Annotated in this window: 13 protein-coding genes; 6 read left to right on the forward strand and 7 right to left on the reverse strand. The window is 63.8% G+C overall.

Annotation, left to right across the window (positions count from 1 at the left end):
- Positions 1-131 precede the first annotated feature (131 nt).
- From ACO07D_RS01515 to ACO07D_RS01535, 5 genes are all read left to right on the forward strand, one after another.
- Positions 132-1,208, forward strand: a complete 1,077-nt coding sequence (locus ACO07D_RS01515) for an AI-2E family transporter (protein ID WP_421701165.1) — start codon at positions 132-134, stop codon at positions 1,206-1,208.
- A gap of 1 nt (position 1,209) precedes the next feature.
- The gene (locus tag ACO07D_RS01520) at positions 1,210-1,893 is read left to right on the forward strand and encodes a chromosomal replication initiator DnaA (RefSeq protein WP_421701166.1); all 684 of its coding nucleotides are present in this window, start codon (positions 1,210-1,212) and stop codon (positions 1,891-1,893) included.
- Between the two features lie 91 nt (positions 1,894-1,984).
- On the forward strand, positions 1,985-4,159 hold the full coding sequence (locus ACO07D_RS01525) for an RNA degradosome polyphosphate kinase (protein ID WP_421701167.1): 2,175 nt from the start codon (positions 1,985-1,987) through the stop codon (positions 4,157-4,159).
- Positions 4,160-4,209: 50 nt separating this feature from the next.
- Positions 4,210-5,742, forward strand: a complete 1,533-nt coding sequence (locus ACO07D_RS01530; protein WP_421701168.1) for a Ppx/GppA family phosphatase — start codon at positions 4,210-4,212, stop codon at positions 5,740-5,742.
- 19 nt (positions 5,743-5,761) lie between these two features.
- Positions 5,762-6,190 (forward strand): NUDIX domain-containing protein, encoded by a 429-nt coding sequence (locus ACO07D_RS01535; protein WP_421701169.1) that lies wholly within the window; start codon positions 5,762-5,764, stop codon positions 6,188-6,190.
- Between the two features lie 191 nt (positions 6,191-6,381).
- Here the strand turns inward: ACO07D_RS01535 and ACO07D_RS01540 are convergent, their stop codons facing one another.
- From ACO07D_RS01540 to scpA, 6 genes are all read right to left on the reverse strand, one after another.
- Complete coding sequence (locus ACO07D_RS01540; RefSeq protein ID WP_421701170.1) at positions 6,382-6,687, reverse strand: hypothetical protein; 306 nt, start codon at positions 6,685-6,687, stop codon at positions 6,382-6,384.
- Positions 6,688-6,711: 24 nt separating this feature from the next.
- Positions 6,712-7,740 (reverse strand): endonuclease/exonuclease/phosphatase family protein, encoded by a 1,029-nt coding sequence (locus ACO07D_RS01545; RefSeq protein WP_421701171.1) that lies wholly within the window; start codon positions 7,738-7,740, stop codon positions 6,712-6,714.
- Positions 7,740-8,420 (reverse strand): TerB family tellurite resistance protein, encoded by a 681-nt coding sequence (locus ACO07D_RS01550; protein ID WP_421701172.1) that lies wholly within the window; start codon positions 8,418-8,420, stop codon positions 7,740-7,742. The genes ACO07D_RS01545 and ACO07D_RS01550 overlap by 1 nt, the downstream gene beginning before the upstream one ends.
- A 30-nt stretch (positions 8,421-8,450) precedes the next feature.
- Entirely contained in the window at positions 8,451-8,924 is a 474-nt protein-coding gene (locus ACO07D_RS01555) for a GNAT family N-acetyltransferase (RefSeq protein ID WP_421701173.1), read from the reverse strand.
- Positions 8,921-9,541 (reverse strand): VOC family protein, encoded by a 621-nt coding sequence (locus ACO07D_RS01560; protein ID WP_421701174.1) that lies wholly within the window; start codon positions 9,539-9,541, stop codon positions 8,921-8,923. Before ACO07D_RS01560 ends, ACO07D_RS01555 begins: the two co-directional genes overlap by 4 nt.
- Before the next feature lie 92 nt (positions 9,542-9,633).
- Entirely contained in the window at positions 9,634-11,751 is a 2,118-nt protein-coding gene (gene scpA, locus ACO07D_RS01565) for a methylmalonyl-CoA mutase (protein WP_421701175.1), read from the reverse strand.
- An 82-nt stretch (positions 11,752-11,833) separates the two neighbouring features.
- On the opposite strand from scpA, the gene ACO07D_RS01570 reads away from it, so the two are divergent.
- The gene (locus ACO07D_RS01570; RefSeq protein WP_421701176.1) at positions 11,834-12,277 is read left to right on the forward strand and encodes a DUF4174 domain-containing protein; all 444 of its coding nucleotides are present in this window, start codon (positions 11,834-11,836) and stop codon (positions 12,275-12,277) included.
- Positions 12,278-12,293: 16 nt separating this feature from the next.
- Here ACO07D_RS01570 and ACO07D_RS01575 read toward each other — a convergent pair whose 3' ends face one another.
- Positions 12,294-13,157 (reverse strand): hypothetical protein, encoded by an 864-nt coding sequence (locus ACO07D_RS01575; protein ID WP_421701177.1) that lies wholly within the window; start codon positions 13,155-13,157, stop codon positions 12,294-12,296.

A 13,157-nucleotide genomic window follows, 5' to 3' on the forward strand; every position in this document is an offset into this window, starting at 1 on the left:
GCCTGGCAAAGGGGGCTCCCGCAAGATACTTGGGGCGAGAAAAAGAGAGGGGCCCGCAGGGCGGCCAGGCCCGCCCCCTTGAACCACAGACCAAAAAACGCGACATAGGGCAGGAGTTATACGGAGTTTTCATGGCCCTGCCCGTTCAGACCCAGGCCAAGTACTGGACCATTGCCACCGCCATCCTTGTAGCCGCCCTGTGGTTTCTGGGCGACGTGATCCTGCCCTTCGTGCTGGGGGGCGCGATTGCCTATTTCCTCGACCCGGTGGCGGACCGGTTGGAGGACGCGGGCTGTTCACGGGCGCTGGCCACTGCGATCATCTCGGTTCTCGCGGCGCTGGTTTTCATCATCGCGATCCTGCTGATCGTACCGACCTTGGTCAGCCAAGCGGTTTCGCTGGTCAATGTGGCGCCGGACCTGTTCAACCAGTTGCAGGGGTTCCTGACCGAGCGTTTTCCCGCCCTGATGGACGAAAGCTCGACCCTGCGCCAGTCGTTGAACGAACTGGGTCAGACCATCCAGGAACGTGGTGGCGAACTGGTCAGCGCGGTGGTCGGCTCGGCCATGGGCATTATCAACGTCGTCGTGCTGATGGTGATCACGCCAGTGGTGGCCTTCTACCTGCTTTTGGACTGGGACCGCATGGTGGCCGAGATCGACAAGCTCTTGCCGCGCGATCATGCGCCGACCATTCGCCGGATTGCCGCCGATATCGACGCCACCCTGTCGAGCTTCATTCGCGGACAGGGCACGGTCTGCCTGATCCTGGGCACCTATTACGCGATTGCGCTGATGGTGATCGGGCTGCAATTCGGACTGATTGTCGGCTTCATCGCCGGGCTCATCACCTTCATCCCCTATATCGGTGCCCTGGTGGGCGGGGCCCTGGCCATCGGTCTGGGCCTGTTCCAATTCTGGGGCGAATGGTGGACGCTGGCGGGCGTGGCCGCGATCTTCTTTGCCGGTCAGTTCCTCGAGGGCAATATCCTGACGCCGAAGCTGGTGGGCAGCTCGGTCGGGCTGCACCCGGTCTGGCTGCTGTTTGCCCTGTCGGCCTTCGGCGCGCTCTTCGGCTTCGTCGGCATGCTGGTCGCGGTGCCGGTGGCCGCATCCATTGGCGTAGTTGCGCGCTTTGGCGTGGGGCAGTACCAGCAGGGGCGGCTTTACACCGGCATCGTCGGCAAGGGCGAAGCGGCAGACGACTGAGATGGCCCGGCAACTGACCTTTGACCTGCCTGCGCGGCCTGCGCAGGGGCGTGGCGACTTCTTCGTCACCCATTCGAACGCAGCCGCCATGGCGACGGTCGAGGGCTGGCAAGGCTGGCCCAATCGCAAGCTTGTGCTGGAGGGGCCGGAAGGCTCCGGCAAGACCCACCTGGCGCTGGTCTGGGCCGAGATGACAGGCGCGCGACTGATCGGTGCCGCCGACCTGCCCGACACGGATATCGCCGCCCTGGCCGGTCAGTCGGTGGTGGTGGAAGACGCCGACCAGATCGCCGGGGACCGCCCCGCCGAAGAGGCGCTGTTTCACCTGCACAACCTGGTGCTGGCCGAAGGGGGCCATCTGATGGTCACAGCGCGTAGCGCGCCCAGCCGCTGGGGGCTTACCCTGCCCGACCTGCGAAGCCGCATGGAAGGCACCACGCTCACCCGCCTGGACGCGCCCGACGACATGCTGCTGTCCGCCGTGCTGGTCAAATTCTTCGATGACCGGCAGATCATCGTGAACCACCCGCTGATCACCTACCTGGCGCGGCGCATGGACCGGTCGCTGGCGCAGGCCGCAGCGCTGGTCGAACAGCTGGACCGCGCCGCACTGGCCGAACACAGCCCGATCACCCGCACCTTCGCTGCGCGAATTCTGGACCAGACACCGGAAACGGGCGCATAAATCCGCCCAAGTTGATCCATCGCAAGGGGAGATCGCGGGAAACGTCCTATCGTCACCTTCCCTTCACAATCCAGCACGATAAGGTCTCCTCATGACCAATGCCGACTTCCTTCACTCCGCCTTCCCCGCCCCTGTCGCGCTGCCCCAAGAGGACACCGCCGGGCCGCGCCGCTTCTTCAACCGCGAGCTCAGCTGGCTGAGCTTCAACTGGCGGGTGCTGGAAGAGGCCGAGAACCCGCGCGTGCCGCTGCTGGAACGGCTGCGCTTCCTGTCGATCTCGGCCACCAACCTCGATGAATTCTACACCGTGCGCGTGGCGGGCCTGCGCGAGTTGATGCGCGAAGGCGTGACAACCCCGGCCGCCGACGGGTTGTCGCCCACAGACCAGCTGAAGTTGATCAATGCGGATGCGCGCAATCTGATGGCCCGGCAGCAAAGCACATTCGAAGTTCTGGCGGCCGAAATGCGGGAAAAGGGCATTGCCATCTGCTCGCGCAAGGACCTGACCGAGGCGGATCGCAAACACCTGGACCAGACCTTCCTGCACCAGATCTTCCCCGTGCTTTCGCCCCTGGCGATCGACCCGGCCCACCCGTTCCCCTTCATCCCGAACACCGGCTTTTCGCTGGCCCTTCAGCTGGAGCGCAAATCCGACAAGCGCAAGCTGCAGGCGCTGTTGCCGGTGCCACAACAGATCGACCGGTTCGTGCGCCTTCCCGCACCCGAGGGCCAGGCCCGTTTCCTCCCCTTGGAAGAGGTGCTGCTCGAGTTCCTCGGCTCGCTCTTCCCCGGCTACGTCGAGAAAGGCAACTGCGCCTTCCGCATCCTGCGCGACAGCGACCTGGAATTGGAAGAAGAGGCCGAAGACCTGGTGCGCGAGTTCGAAACCGCCCTGAAACGCCGCAAGCGCGGCGAGGTCGTGCGCATGAAACTCTCTGCCGGTGCCCCCGCCGGGCTGCGCCGGATGATCCAGGAGGAGCTGCGCGTCACCGACGATGAGATCGTCGAGGTGGACGGGCTGATCGGCACCGCCGACCTGAAGGAGCTGGTGCTGGACGAACGCCCCGACCTTCTGTGGCCCAGCTTTACCCCGCGCGTGCCGGAACGGGTGCAGGACCATGACGGCGACATGTTCTCAGCCATCCAGCAGAAAGACATGCTGCTGCACCACCCCTATGAGACCTTCGACATGGTGGTGCGTTTCCTGAAACAGGCTGCCGCCGACCCTGATGTGGTGGCGATCAAACAGACGCTCTATCGCACGTCGCATGACAGTCCGATCGTCTCGGCCCTTTGCGAGGCGGCCGAGGACGGCAAGTCGGTCACCGCCCTGGTCGAGCTGAAAGCGCGTTTCGACGAGGCCGCCAATATCCGCCAGTCGCGCCGCCTGGAGCGCGCAGGGGCGCATGTCGTGTACGGCTTCATGAACTACAAGACCCACGCGAAAATCTCGACCGTGGTGCGGCGTGAAGGCGACCGTCTGGTGACCTATACGCATTATGGCACCGGCAACTACCACCCGATCACGGCGCGCATTTACACGGACCTTTCGCTGTTCACCTGTGACGCAGCGCTGGGGCGCGATGCGACGCGAGTGTTCAATTACCTGTCGGGCTACGCGCAGCCCGATGCTCTTGAGAACCTGGCGATTTCGCCCATTACCCTGAAACCGCGGCTAATCGAGATGATCGACCGCGAGATCGAATATGCCAAGGCGGGCAAACCGGCCGAAATCTGGGCCAAGATGAACTCGCTTATCGAACCCGAGGTGATCAACGCGCTCTACAAGGCCAGCGCGGCCGGCGTGAAAATCAGCCTGGTCGTACGCGGCATCTGTGGGGTGCGACCGGGCATCAAGGGGCTGAGCGAAAACATCCGCGTGAAATCCGTCGTCGGCCGGTTCCTGGAACATTCGCGCATTGTCTGTTTCGGCAATGGCCACGGGCTGCCCGCGAAGAAGGCGAAGGTCTATATCTCGTCCGCCGACTGGATGGGGCGCAACCTGAACCGGCGGGTCGAGACATTGGTCGAGATCACCAATGCCACGGTAAAGGCGCAGATCGTCAGCCAGATCATGGCGGCAAACCTGGCCGATGTGGCGCAAAGCTGGGTGATGAACCCGGACGGCAGTTTCACCCGCCCGGACCTGGCCACGATCGAGCGCCCGTTCAACTGCCACCGCTTCTTCATGGAATACCCGTCTCTGTCGGGACGCGGCTCCGCTGGCGCCTCGGACGTGCCGGAACTGACCCATTCGGAAGATTGATTTTCTCGGGCCCGTTGGGCAGGGTAAGGACGGAACGTCGGGGGATGATCATGGACGGCAATACCGAAGAGTGGGGACCTTTCGGGCGTCCCCTGTTCGATGATCCTTCGGCGCGCGCGCTGAGCCGCGTGGGGGTGGTCGATGTCGGCTCGAACTCGGTGCGCATGGTGGTGTTCGACGGGGCGGCGCGTTCGCCTGCCTATTTCTACAATGAAAAGATCCTCTGCGGGCTGGGCACGGGCCTGCGCGAGACCGGCCATCTGCACCCGGAAGGCCGGGTGCGGGCCCTGGCGGCGATCAAGCGCTTTCAGCTCATTGCCAAGGGCATGCGTCTCGCGCCCTTGACCGCCGTGGCCACCGCTGCCGTGCGCGACGCCTCGGATGGGCCGGCGTTTCGCGAAGAAATCCTGCGCGAGACCGGGCTGGAGCTCTACGTCATCGACGGCAAGGAAGAGGCGCGGCTGTCGGCCCAGGGCGTGCTGTTGGGCTGGCCCGACGCCAAGGGGCTGATGTGTGACATCGGCGGCAGCTCGCTGGAACTGGCCGAGATCACCGGCGGCGACGTGGGCAAACGCGTGACCTCGGAGCTTGGCCCCCTGAAACTGGCCGGTCTACCCGGCGGCAAGAAGGGCCTGAAGGCCGAGATCGCCCGCACCGTGGATGCCCTGGCCCAGGAAATGGGCACGGATCACAAACGCCTGTTCCTGGTCGGCGGGTCCTGGCGCGCCATCGCCCGGCTGGACATGGAGCGGCGAGGCTATCCCCTGACCGTGCTGCACGAATACCGCATGACGCCCAAGTCGCTGGCCCAGACTCTGAAATGGATCGAAAAGGTCGATCTGGAAGAGGTGCGCCAGCGCACCGGCACCTCATCTGCGCGCATGGCGCTGGTGCCGATTGCCGCCCAGGTGCTGAAAAGGTTGATCCGGGTGTTCCGCCCGAAGGAAATCGCGGTCAGCTCCTACGGCATTCGCGAGGGTATGCTTTACGAACAGATGCCCGACCGGCTGCGCAAGCGCGACCCGCTGATCGAGGCCTGCTACTTCGCCGAGAAGAAGGATGCGCGCAATCCGGGCTTCGGCAAGGCGCTGTTCTCCTTCCTCGGGCCGCTTTACAAGTCCGCCAAACCGGCCGAGCTGCGCCTGGTCAAGGCGGCGTGCCTGCTGCATGACGTCAGCTGGCGCGCCCACCCCGACTACCGCCATGAGGTCTGTTTCGACAATGCCACGCGGGCGAACCTGGGCGGGTTGACCCACGAGGAACGGGTCTTTCTGGGGGTGGCGCTCTTGCACCGCTACAAGAACTCGCGCGATGGGTCGCGGTTCGAGGAGCTGTTCTCGATCCTCACGGATGAGGATTGCGCTCGTGCCGAGGCCCTGGGCAAGGCGATGCGCTTCGGTGCCATGTTCGCGGTGGATGACCCACTGGACAAAGCCGAGCTTAGGTGGTTCCCAAAGAAACGCGAATTGCACCTGCATCTGCACAAACAGGCGGTGGACCTGTTCGGAGAGGTGGCCCAGGCGCGGTTCCAGTCGCTGGCGGATGCGCTCGGGGCCGAGGCCACGGTCAAGACACGGCGTTGAACCTAGTTTGGGGAAGGGCATGACGGAAATAGCCACCTATGCCTGCGCTCTGATCGTTCGTGATGGCAAGGTCCTGTTGGGGCGCCGCGCCCATTTCCGGGCGACCTATGCCAATTGCTGGGACGTGATCGGCGGCAAGGTCGAGGCGGGCGAAACACCCGAACAGGCGTTGATCCGCGAGCTGGGGGAGGAGATCGCGATCACCCCGCTGAACCCGGTGTTTTTCGACCGGCTGGAAGATCGGCAGATCAATCCGGCCACACCGCCGACCTATCTGTTCTTTCGCGTGGAGGACTGGACTGGCGGCGAGCCCGTGATCAACAACCACGAACACTCGCATCTGGAGTGGTTCACACTGCAACAGGCATGTGATCTGAGGAACCTGGTCATGCCGGACTATCCGGCCCTTTTTGCGCGTGTGCTGGGCCAGGAAGCTGCACTGGGCTGAGGGGCCCCAAGCAGACGGGGGCCCGCGCCTTCGGCTTGTTCGCCGTCGCCCGCGAGAACCGCATCGCTGATGAAGGGTGAGAGCAGAACCTGCTCATTGCACGTGTCGCCAAGCCTTGGCAGGTCGCAGGGGCTTTACCCCTCGGCCTTACGGTCTCACCCCAAGATATTTTCAGCAGGAAAAAGAGGGGGTCAGAGGTCCACTTCGCCGTTCTCTCCCGGTTCCAGCGGGATCTTGCGGCGGATGATGATGTCGCCATTGGGCAGGCGCTCGGGCGGGTGGTAGGCACTGAGGTCGCCGAGTTGGTCAACCAGCTCCTGCCAGCCTTCGGCCATCGGCTCCAGCTCCGCGGCCAAGCCGTCCAGAAGCAGGCCGAAGCCTTCGCGCAGGAGTTCGCCGCCGCGTTCCAGGTCGGAGTTCGTGTCATCTTCCGCCATCACAGGCAGAGCGGCCAGCGCCAGCACGGCGCCCAGCAGGGGTGTGCGTGTCTGTTTCATGCCCCCAATATGGGGCCGTTGGCGTCAAAGCGCCAGATCGACGCTGACCGGAAAATGGTCACTGGCAGTCAACAGCGCTTCGCGCAGCTCCGGCGTGCGATAGCAGACCGGGTCGTCGAACGGATGCCAGATACGCCACTGCGGCCCCAGGGCACAGAGGTCTTCCGACAGCATGACATAGTCCAGAAGCACCTGCAGGTAGCGCTTTTCCGAGGATATGTAGAAGCGCGCGGTAACCGGGCTTGGCCCGCCCCGGCGGGTCAGGGCCATGCGCGCATGGGGGTCGTGCAGCTTGACCGCACCTTCCTCGCCCAACACGACCTCCACCCCGGAACGTCCGAAGAGTTTTTCGTATTCGTCCAGCCCCGGCCCGTCGTTAAAGTCGCCGAGCACGATCAGGCTGTCGCCCTCCTCAAGGTGCTGTTCGATACGTTGGCGCAGCCAGATGCACTGCGCCATCTGCTTGCGGCGATTCTGGATTGCGATGCGGGTGGCCTCGGCCGCGTTGCGCGCGCCATGGGGGGCCTTTGACTTCACATGCACGCCAATCATGCGCAGACGGCGGCCAGTTTCCTTTACCGTCAGCTCCAACTCCAAGGGCGGTTTCGAGAAACTGATCAACTCCGGGTCCGCATCCACATCCACGTCCCAGCGGAACACGCCATCGAACCGCGGCGCATCCGCCGCGCCCTTCTTGCCGGTCTCATGCCCGCGCGCGTCATGCACGACGTCGAGCACATCGGGATTGTACAGCAGCGCGATTTCCTGCTGGGTGTCATTGCGAAAACCCAGGATCGCCTTGCGCGCACGCAGCCCATAGGTATGTGCGAAATTTTCCAGAGCGCGCACCGTGTCACGCCTGCGATTGTCATCCGGCGCCTCGATCACCATGACCGCATCCGCATCCAACGCGGTAAAGACAATGCCCAGCGCAGTCAGCTGTTCGGCGCGTTTCACGTCATGGCGCCCGGACCATTCCATGTCCTCCAGCAGGTGGCCCCCATCGTCGAACAGGCTGTTGAACCATTCGACATTATAGGTGGCGATGCGCATCAGACGCGCCCTTCGCTGATCTCTTCCCAGGCGCGATTGACGGCGATCAGGCGCTTTTCGGCTAGCTTGATCGCCTCTTCCGGTACGCCACGGGCCAACATGCGGTCCGGGTGGCTTTCGCGCACCTCGGCGCGCCAGACGCGGCGGATTTCGTCCATTGGGGTGTCCGGCGAGACGCCCAGCACCTCGTAGGGATCCGGGTGTTCATCAGGCACGAAACGCGAGCGCAGCTGGCGGAAGCTTGCCTCGCTCATGCCGAAGATCTCGGCGATGCGGGCGAGGAACTCGTTTTCCGCCGGGTGGTATTCTCCATCGGCCACGGCGATGAAGAACAGCCCCTCCATCAGGTCGCAGAGCGGCTTGTCGTCATCGGCGAACATGGCGGCGACGCGCGCCGCGTATTCCTCGAATCCCGCCACGTCCGTGCGCGCCAGGTTGAACACGCGGGCCGCGTTCTTTTCTTCGGCCTTCGGGATGGTGAAAACTTCGCGAAAGGCCGAGACCTCGTCACGGGTCACCTGCCCATCCGCCTTGGCCATCTTGGCCCCCAGCGCGATCACCGCAATGGCGAAACCGGCGGTGCGTTCAGGCGGGGTCCGCAGGTGCGAGAACACATCTGCCAGGCTTTCGCCCTTCGAGAGAGCGGCCAGAGCGTCAGATATGCGGGACCAGAGCGACATGGAGAGTGTTTACCGGGGTTCTGGCTGGAATCACAGAAACTTCTGCATGAGCACAAGATCGTGCCAGCGATCGAATTTGAAGCCCACTTCCGGCACGACGGCAACCTTGTTGAAGCCGAGCGCGGCGTGGAATTCTTCGGCACCGGGATTTGAGCCCGACACGCCAGCAATCAGCGAATGCACGCCCTGCGTGCGGGCTGTATCTTCGAGCCGGGTCATGAGCGCCCGCCCCACCCCGCGCCCGCGCGCGTTGGGGGCGAGCATGATCGAATGTTCCTTCGTGGGCACATATCCGATCCCCGCGCGAAAGGGGCCGAAGGCAGCGTATCCCAGGATCTGCCCACCGTCCTCTGCAACGAGGAAAGCGTCATGATCAGTGATGGCGGCCTGCACCTCGTCCAGCGTCTTTTCCACGCTGTTGAAGGTGATCAGCGTATCGCGAATGGCAAGGTTCCAGAGGGTCTGGATGCCTGGTGCGTCGTCGGGAGTCGCCGTGCGGATCACCCGAGCACCTTGCGCCCGGTGGGCGTGTCAACTTCGGCGTGGAAAGTGATCTCGTGGGCTTCCGTCAGGGTGATACGAGCATCGTCCAGGAAGGGATGCAGGGCCACTTCCAGCGCGGCGGCTTCGGGGTGGGTGATGATCACACTGGCCAGGCGGCAACCGCTGTCCGGCAGGACCTCGCTGGCACGTTTGCCACGCCATTCGATCAGCCCGGGGAAAGCGCCGCCGAATGGGTAATTTCCAGTGGGCGGAATCGCCATCTGCCAGCGCATGTCCCCGCGGCTGAGCGCCTCTTCGTCACCCGCGCCGACCGGGGCGCGGTGCAGCGCCTCGCTTAGAGAATTCACACGCATGACCCAGTTTGTGAGCCGCGCATCTCCGGTGAAATAGTCCAAATCGAACATTCGCGGCAAATCGGGCCCAGCAGCCTGCGGGTCGACCGCGATCACCTCCAGGTAACAATCCGGCCCCAGCGACAGGAGCCGATTATGGGTGCCCGTGCGCACATGCTGACCGCCGCCTGACATGGGCACGCCCAGGACGTGCTCCACATGGGCCACGCCTTCGGCAAGCGTCGCGGCAGAGACAACGGTGTGATCGAATTCGGCCAGGGACATGAGGCACCTCCTGACCCGAAGCTGAACGCAAAAACGCCCCCTTGCAAGCCAAATGGGCAAGGGGGCGTTTTCAGATCGGTCCAGTCCGCTGATTACGAGCGGATGATATCCATGATGTGCTGGGCGGCTTCCGGGATGTTGGTGCCCGGGCCAAAGATCGCCTTCACGCCGTTTTCATAGAGGTAGTCATAATCCTGCTGCGGAATGACGCCGCCGCAGATGACGATGATGTCGTCCGCGCCCTGATCCTTCAGCGCCTGAACCAGCTGCGGGGCCAGGGTCTTGTGACCGGCGGCCTGCGAGGAAATGCCGACGATGTGCACGTCATTGTCGACGGCATCCTGGGCGGCCTCTTCCGGAGTCTGGAACAGCGGGCCCACGTCGACGTCGAAACCGATGTCGGCGAAAGCGGTGGCGATCACCTTGGCGCCGCGGTCGTGGCCGTCCTGACCCATCTTCACCACCAGCATGCGCGGGCGACGGCCCTCGGCCTCGGCAAAGTCTTCGACCGATTTCTGGATCTGGGCAAAGCCCTCGTCCCCTTCGTAGGCGGCGCCATAGACGCCCGCCAAGGTCTTCACTTCGGCGCGGTGGCGGCCGAATTCCTTCTCCATCGCCATGCTAATCTCTCCCACGGAGGCGCGGGCGCGCGCGGCTTCCACCGCAGCACCCAGCAGGTTGCCACCCTCTTTCGCGCAACGGGTCAGCTCGTCCAGGGCAGCCTGGCAAGCGGCCTCGTCACGGGTGTCGCGGATCTGGGCCAGGCGCGCGACCTGAGCTTCGCGCACCGCCATGTTGTCCACGTCGAGGATTTCGATTTGGTCTTCTTTTTCAAGCTTGTACTTGTTAACGCCGACGATCACCTCGTCGCCGCGGTCGATGTTGGCCTGACGCTTGGCGGCGCTTTCCTCGATCCGCAGCTTGGGCATGCCAGAGGCCACGGCCTTGGTCATGCCGCCCATTTCCTCGACTTCCTGCATCAGCGCCCAGGCCTGGTCGACCAGCTCAGCGGTCAGGCTTTCGACGTAGTAGGAACCGGCCAGCGGGTCGACCACGTTGGTCACGCCGGTTTCTTCCTGCAGGATGATCTGGGTGTTGCGCGCGATCCGGGCCGAGAACTCGGTCGGCAGCGCGATAGCCTCGTCCAGCGCGTTGGTGTGCAGCGACTGGGTGCCGCCCAGGACCGCCGACATCGCCTCATAGGCGGTGCGGATCACGTTGTTATAGGGATCCTGCTCCTGCAGCGACACACCGGACGTCTGGCAGTGGGTGCGCAGCATCTTGGAGCGTTCGGATTTCGCGCCAAACTCGGTCATCACACGGTGCCACAGCAGGCGCGCTGCGCGCAGCTTGGCGGCTTCCATGAAGAAGTTCATGCCGATGGCAAAGAAGAACGACAGGCGCCCGGCGAACTTGTCCACATCCATCCCGGCTTCGATCGCGGCACGCACATACTCGCGCCCATCCGCCAGCGTATAGGCGAGTTCCTGCACCAGGTTCGCGCCCGCTTCCTGCATGTGGTAGCCGGAGATCGAGATCGAGTTGAACTTGGGCATCTCGTTCGAAGTGTATTCGATGATGTCCGAGATGATGCGCATCGACGGCTCGGGCGGGTAGATATAGGTGTTGCGCACCATAAACTCTTTCAGAATGTCATTCTGAATGGTGCCCGCCAGAAGCGACTTGTCATGGCCCTGCTCTTCCCCCGCGACGATGAAGTTGGCGAGGATCGGAATGACCGCGCCGTTCATGGTCATCGAGACCGAGACCTTGTCCAGCGGAATGCCGTCGAACAGGATTTTCATGTCCTCGACGCTGTCAATCGCCACGCCAGCCTTGCCGACATCGCCAACCACGCGGGGGTGATCGCTGTCATAGCCGCGGTGCGTCGCCAGGTCGAAGGCGACCGAGACGCCCTGCTGACCGGCGGCCAGGTTCTTGCGGTAGAAGGCATTCGATTCCTCGGCGGTCGAGAAACCGGCGTACTGGCGGATCGTCCAGGGACGGCCCGCATACATGGTCGCCTTCACACCGCGGGTGAACGGGCCGACGCCGGGCACGCCGCCCATGTGGTCCAGCTCGGCAGTGTCCTCGGCCGTGTAGAGCGGCTTGACGTCAATGCCTTCCAGCGTGTTCCAGGTCAGGTCCTCCAGGGGCCGCCCACGCAGCTCCTTTTCGGCCAGTTCCTTCCAGGTTTTGATGTCGCTCATCTTTCCCTCTCTTCTGCCCGCGTCAAAGCAGGCCCTTTGTCCTTCGGGCATCCCGTCCTATATCTGAGGAACAGGAGGCCCCATGTTCATACGTGTCGCATTGATCAGCTTGCTTACCGCCTTGCCCGCATTTGCGGTCGACGGGTCGGATACCCCTTGGGCACCCGAACCGGCAGGAGAGCATGAATTATCGGAATACCAATGGGTTAACCGCGTTTTGGTTGTCTTCGCAGACAGCCCCGTCGACCCACGTTTCGTACAGCAGATGGAGGCGATCGCCGAAGCTCCCGAGGTCTTGCTTGACCGTGATGTCATCGTGATCACCGATACCGACCCGGCGGCCACAAGCCCGATCCGCGAGGCGTTGCGCCCGCGCGGGTTTGCCTTCGTGTTGATCGGCAAGGACGGGGCACGGTATTTGCGCAAGCCACGGCCCTGGTCCCTGCGCGAACTGGCCCGGTCCATTGACAAGATGCCCCTCAGACAGCAGGAGCTGCGTGACCAGCGGGCCAGGCCGCGGGAGTGATATTGGACACGCGCCATCATGCCGCCTCCTTCACCTTGGGCAGAAGGGTCACCCCTTCGAACCCGGCTTTCAGGGCGGCAAGATCGGCGGCATAGCGCGCCTGAAGTGCAGCCGTCTGGTCGGCATCGAACCCATCGAACGGTTCTGGCGCGCAGCCATCGACAAAGGCGCGCATCTGAGCGCGGGTGGCCTTGGGGTTGGTCGCCCGGAAAGCCTCCATCTGCGCAAAACAGCCCGGATCAGGTGCCGCGTTGACGCCCTTTGGCGGGGCGGTCAGGTCGAGGCCCGGCCGGACCAGAAGGCGGCGGGTGACTTCGGGCAGAGGTATGCGATGCTCCACCGGCCAGACCAGGATTTCACTGTCCTTGAAGACCGCGCGCATGTCGCGGATCAGGTCGAGCCAGCCGCGTTCCGCCGCCGCAAGCCGCGCGCGGGCCTCGGCAAAACGCACCACACCCTGCTTGCCAACATGGCGGTAGCTGAGCTCATGACCATGCGCCGATATCCAGTAGCTCGCATAGTCGCGAATGCTCAAGCCGACGCGCCGGGGCATACCCAGGAACTCGCGATAGGCCTGCAAGCGGCGGCGAGCGCTGCCATAAAACTTGGCGGAACGGATGTTCCAGCCCATGTCGCCGATCAGGTTCTCTTCCGACAGCAGAACCGTTTCAGCTCCATCGGTCAGGCGATCCATCGCGGCGCGGCTGCGGATCCAGCCATCCCGGGCGGGTACGGTCGAAAACCCTTCGACCGTGCCCAGATCTTCACGAACCAAGGTGGTCACCCCCGCCGCCAACAGGGCAGCGCGGTGGGCGACAAGCATGTCCTGCATCGCGGTCGTCGCCGTGCGATGCGCGCCGATATGCAGGACAAGTTCCAC

Origin of the sequence: Aliiroseovarius sp. (assembly GCF_965228805.1) — a bacterium.
In the GTDB taxonomy this organism is placed as follows: Bacteria; Pseudomonadota; Alphaproteobacteria; order Rhodobacterales; family Rhodobacteraceae; genus JASBTN01.

Coding starts and splice junctions, on each gene's coding strand:
- ACO07D_RS01570 (WP_421701176.1), top strand. CDS start 11,834: ATGTTCATACGTGTCGCATTGATCAGCTTGCTTACCGCCTTGCCCGCA.
- ACO07D_RS01540 (WP_421701170.1), bottom strand. CDS start 6,687: ATGAAACAGACACGCACACCCCTGCTGGGCGCCGTGCTGGCGCTGGCC.
- ACO07D_RS01545 (WP_421701171.1), bottom strand. CDS start 7,740: ATGCGCATCGCCACCTATAATGTCGAATGGTTCAACAGCCTGTTCGAC.
- ACO07D_RS01535 (WP_421701169.1), top strand. CDS start 5,762: ATGACGGAAATAGCCACCTATGCCTGCGCTCTGATCGTTCGTGATGGC.
- ACO07D_RS01560 (WP_421701174.1), bottom strand. CDS start 9,541: ATGTCCCTGGCCGAATTCGATCACACCGTTGTCTCTGCCGCGACGCTT.
- ACO07D_RS01550 (WP_421701172.1), bottom strand. CDS start 8,420: ATGTCGCTCTGGTCCCGCATATCTGACGCTCTGGCCGCTCTCTCGAAG.
- ACO07D_RS01525 (WP_421701167.1), top strand. CDS start 1,985: ATGACCAATGCCGACTTCCTTCACTCCGCCTTCCCCGCCCCTGTCGCG.
- ACO07D_RS01520 (WP_421701166.1), top strand. CDS start 1,210: ATGGCCCGGCAACTGACCTTTGACCTGCCTGCGCGGCCTGCGCAGGGG.
- scpA (WP_421701175.1), bottom strand. CDS start 11,751: ATGAGCGACATCAAAACCTGGAAGGAACTGGCCGAAAAGGAGCTGCGT.
- ACO07D_RS01530 (WP_421701168.1), top strand. CDS start 4,210: ATGGACGGCAATACCGAAGAGTGGGGACCTTTCGGGCGTCCCCTGTTC.
- ACO07D_RS01515 (WP_421701165.1), top strand. CDS start 132: ATGGCCCTGCCCGTTCAGACCCAGGCCAAGTACTGGACCATTGCCACC.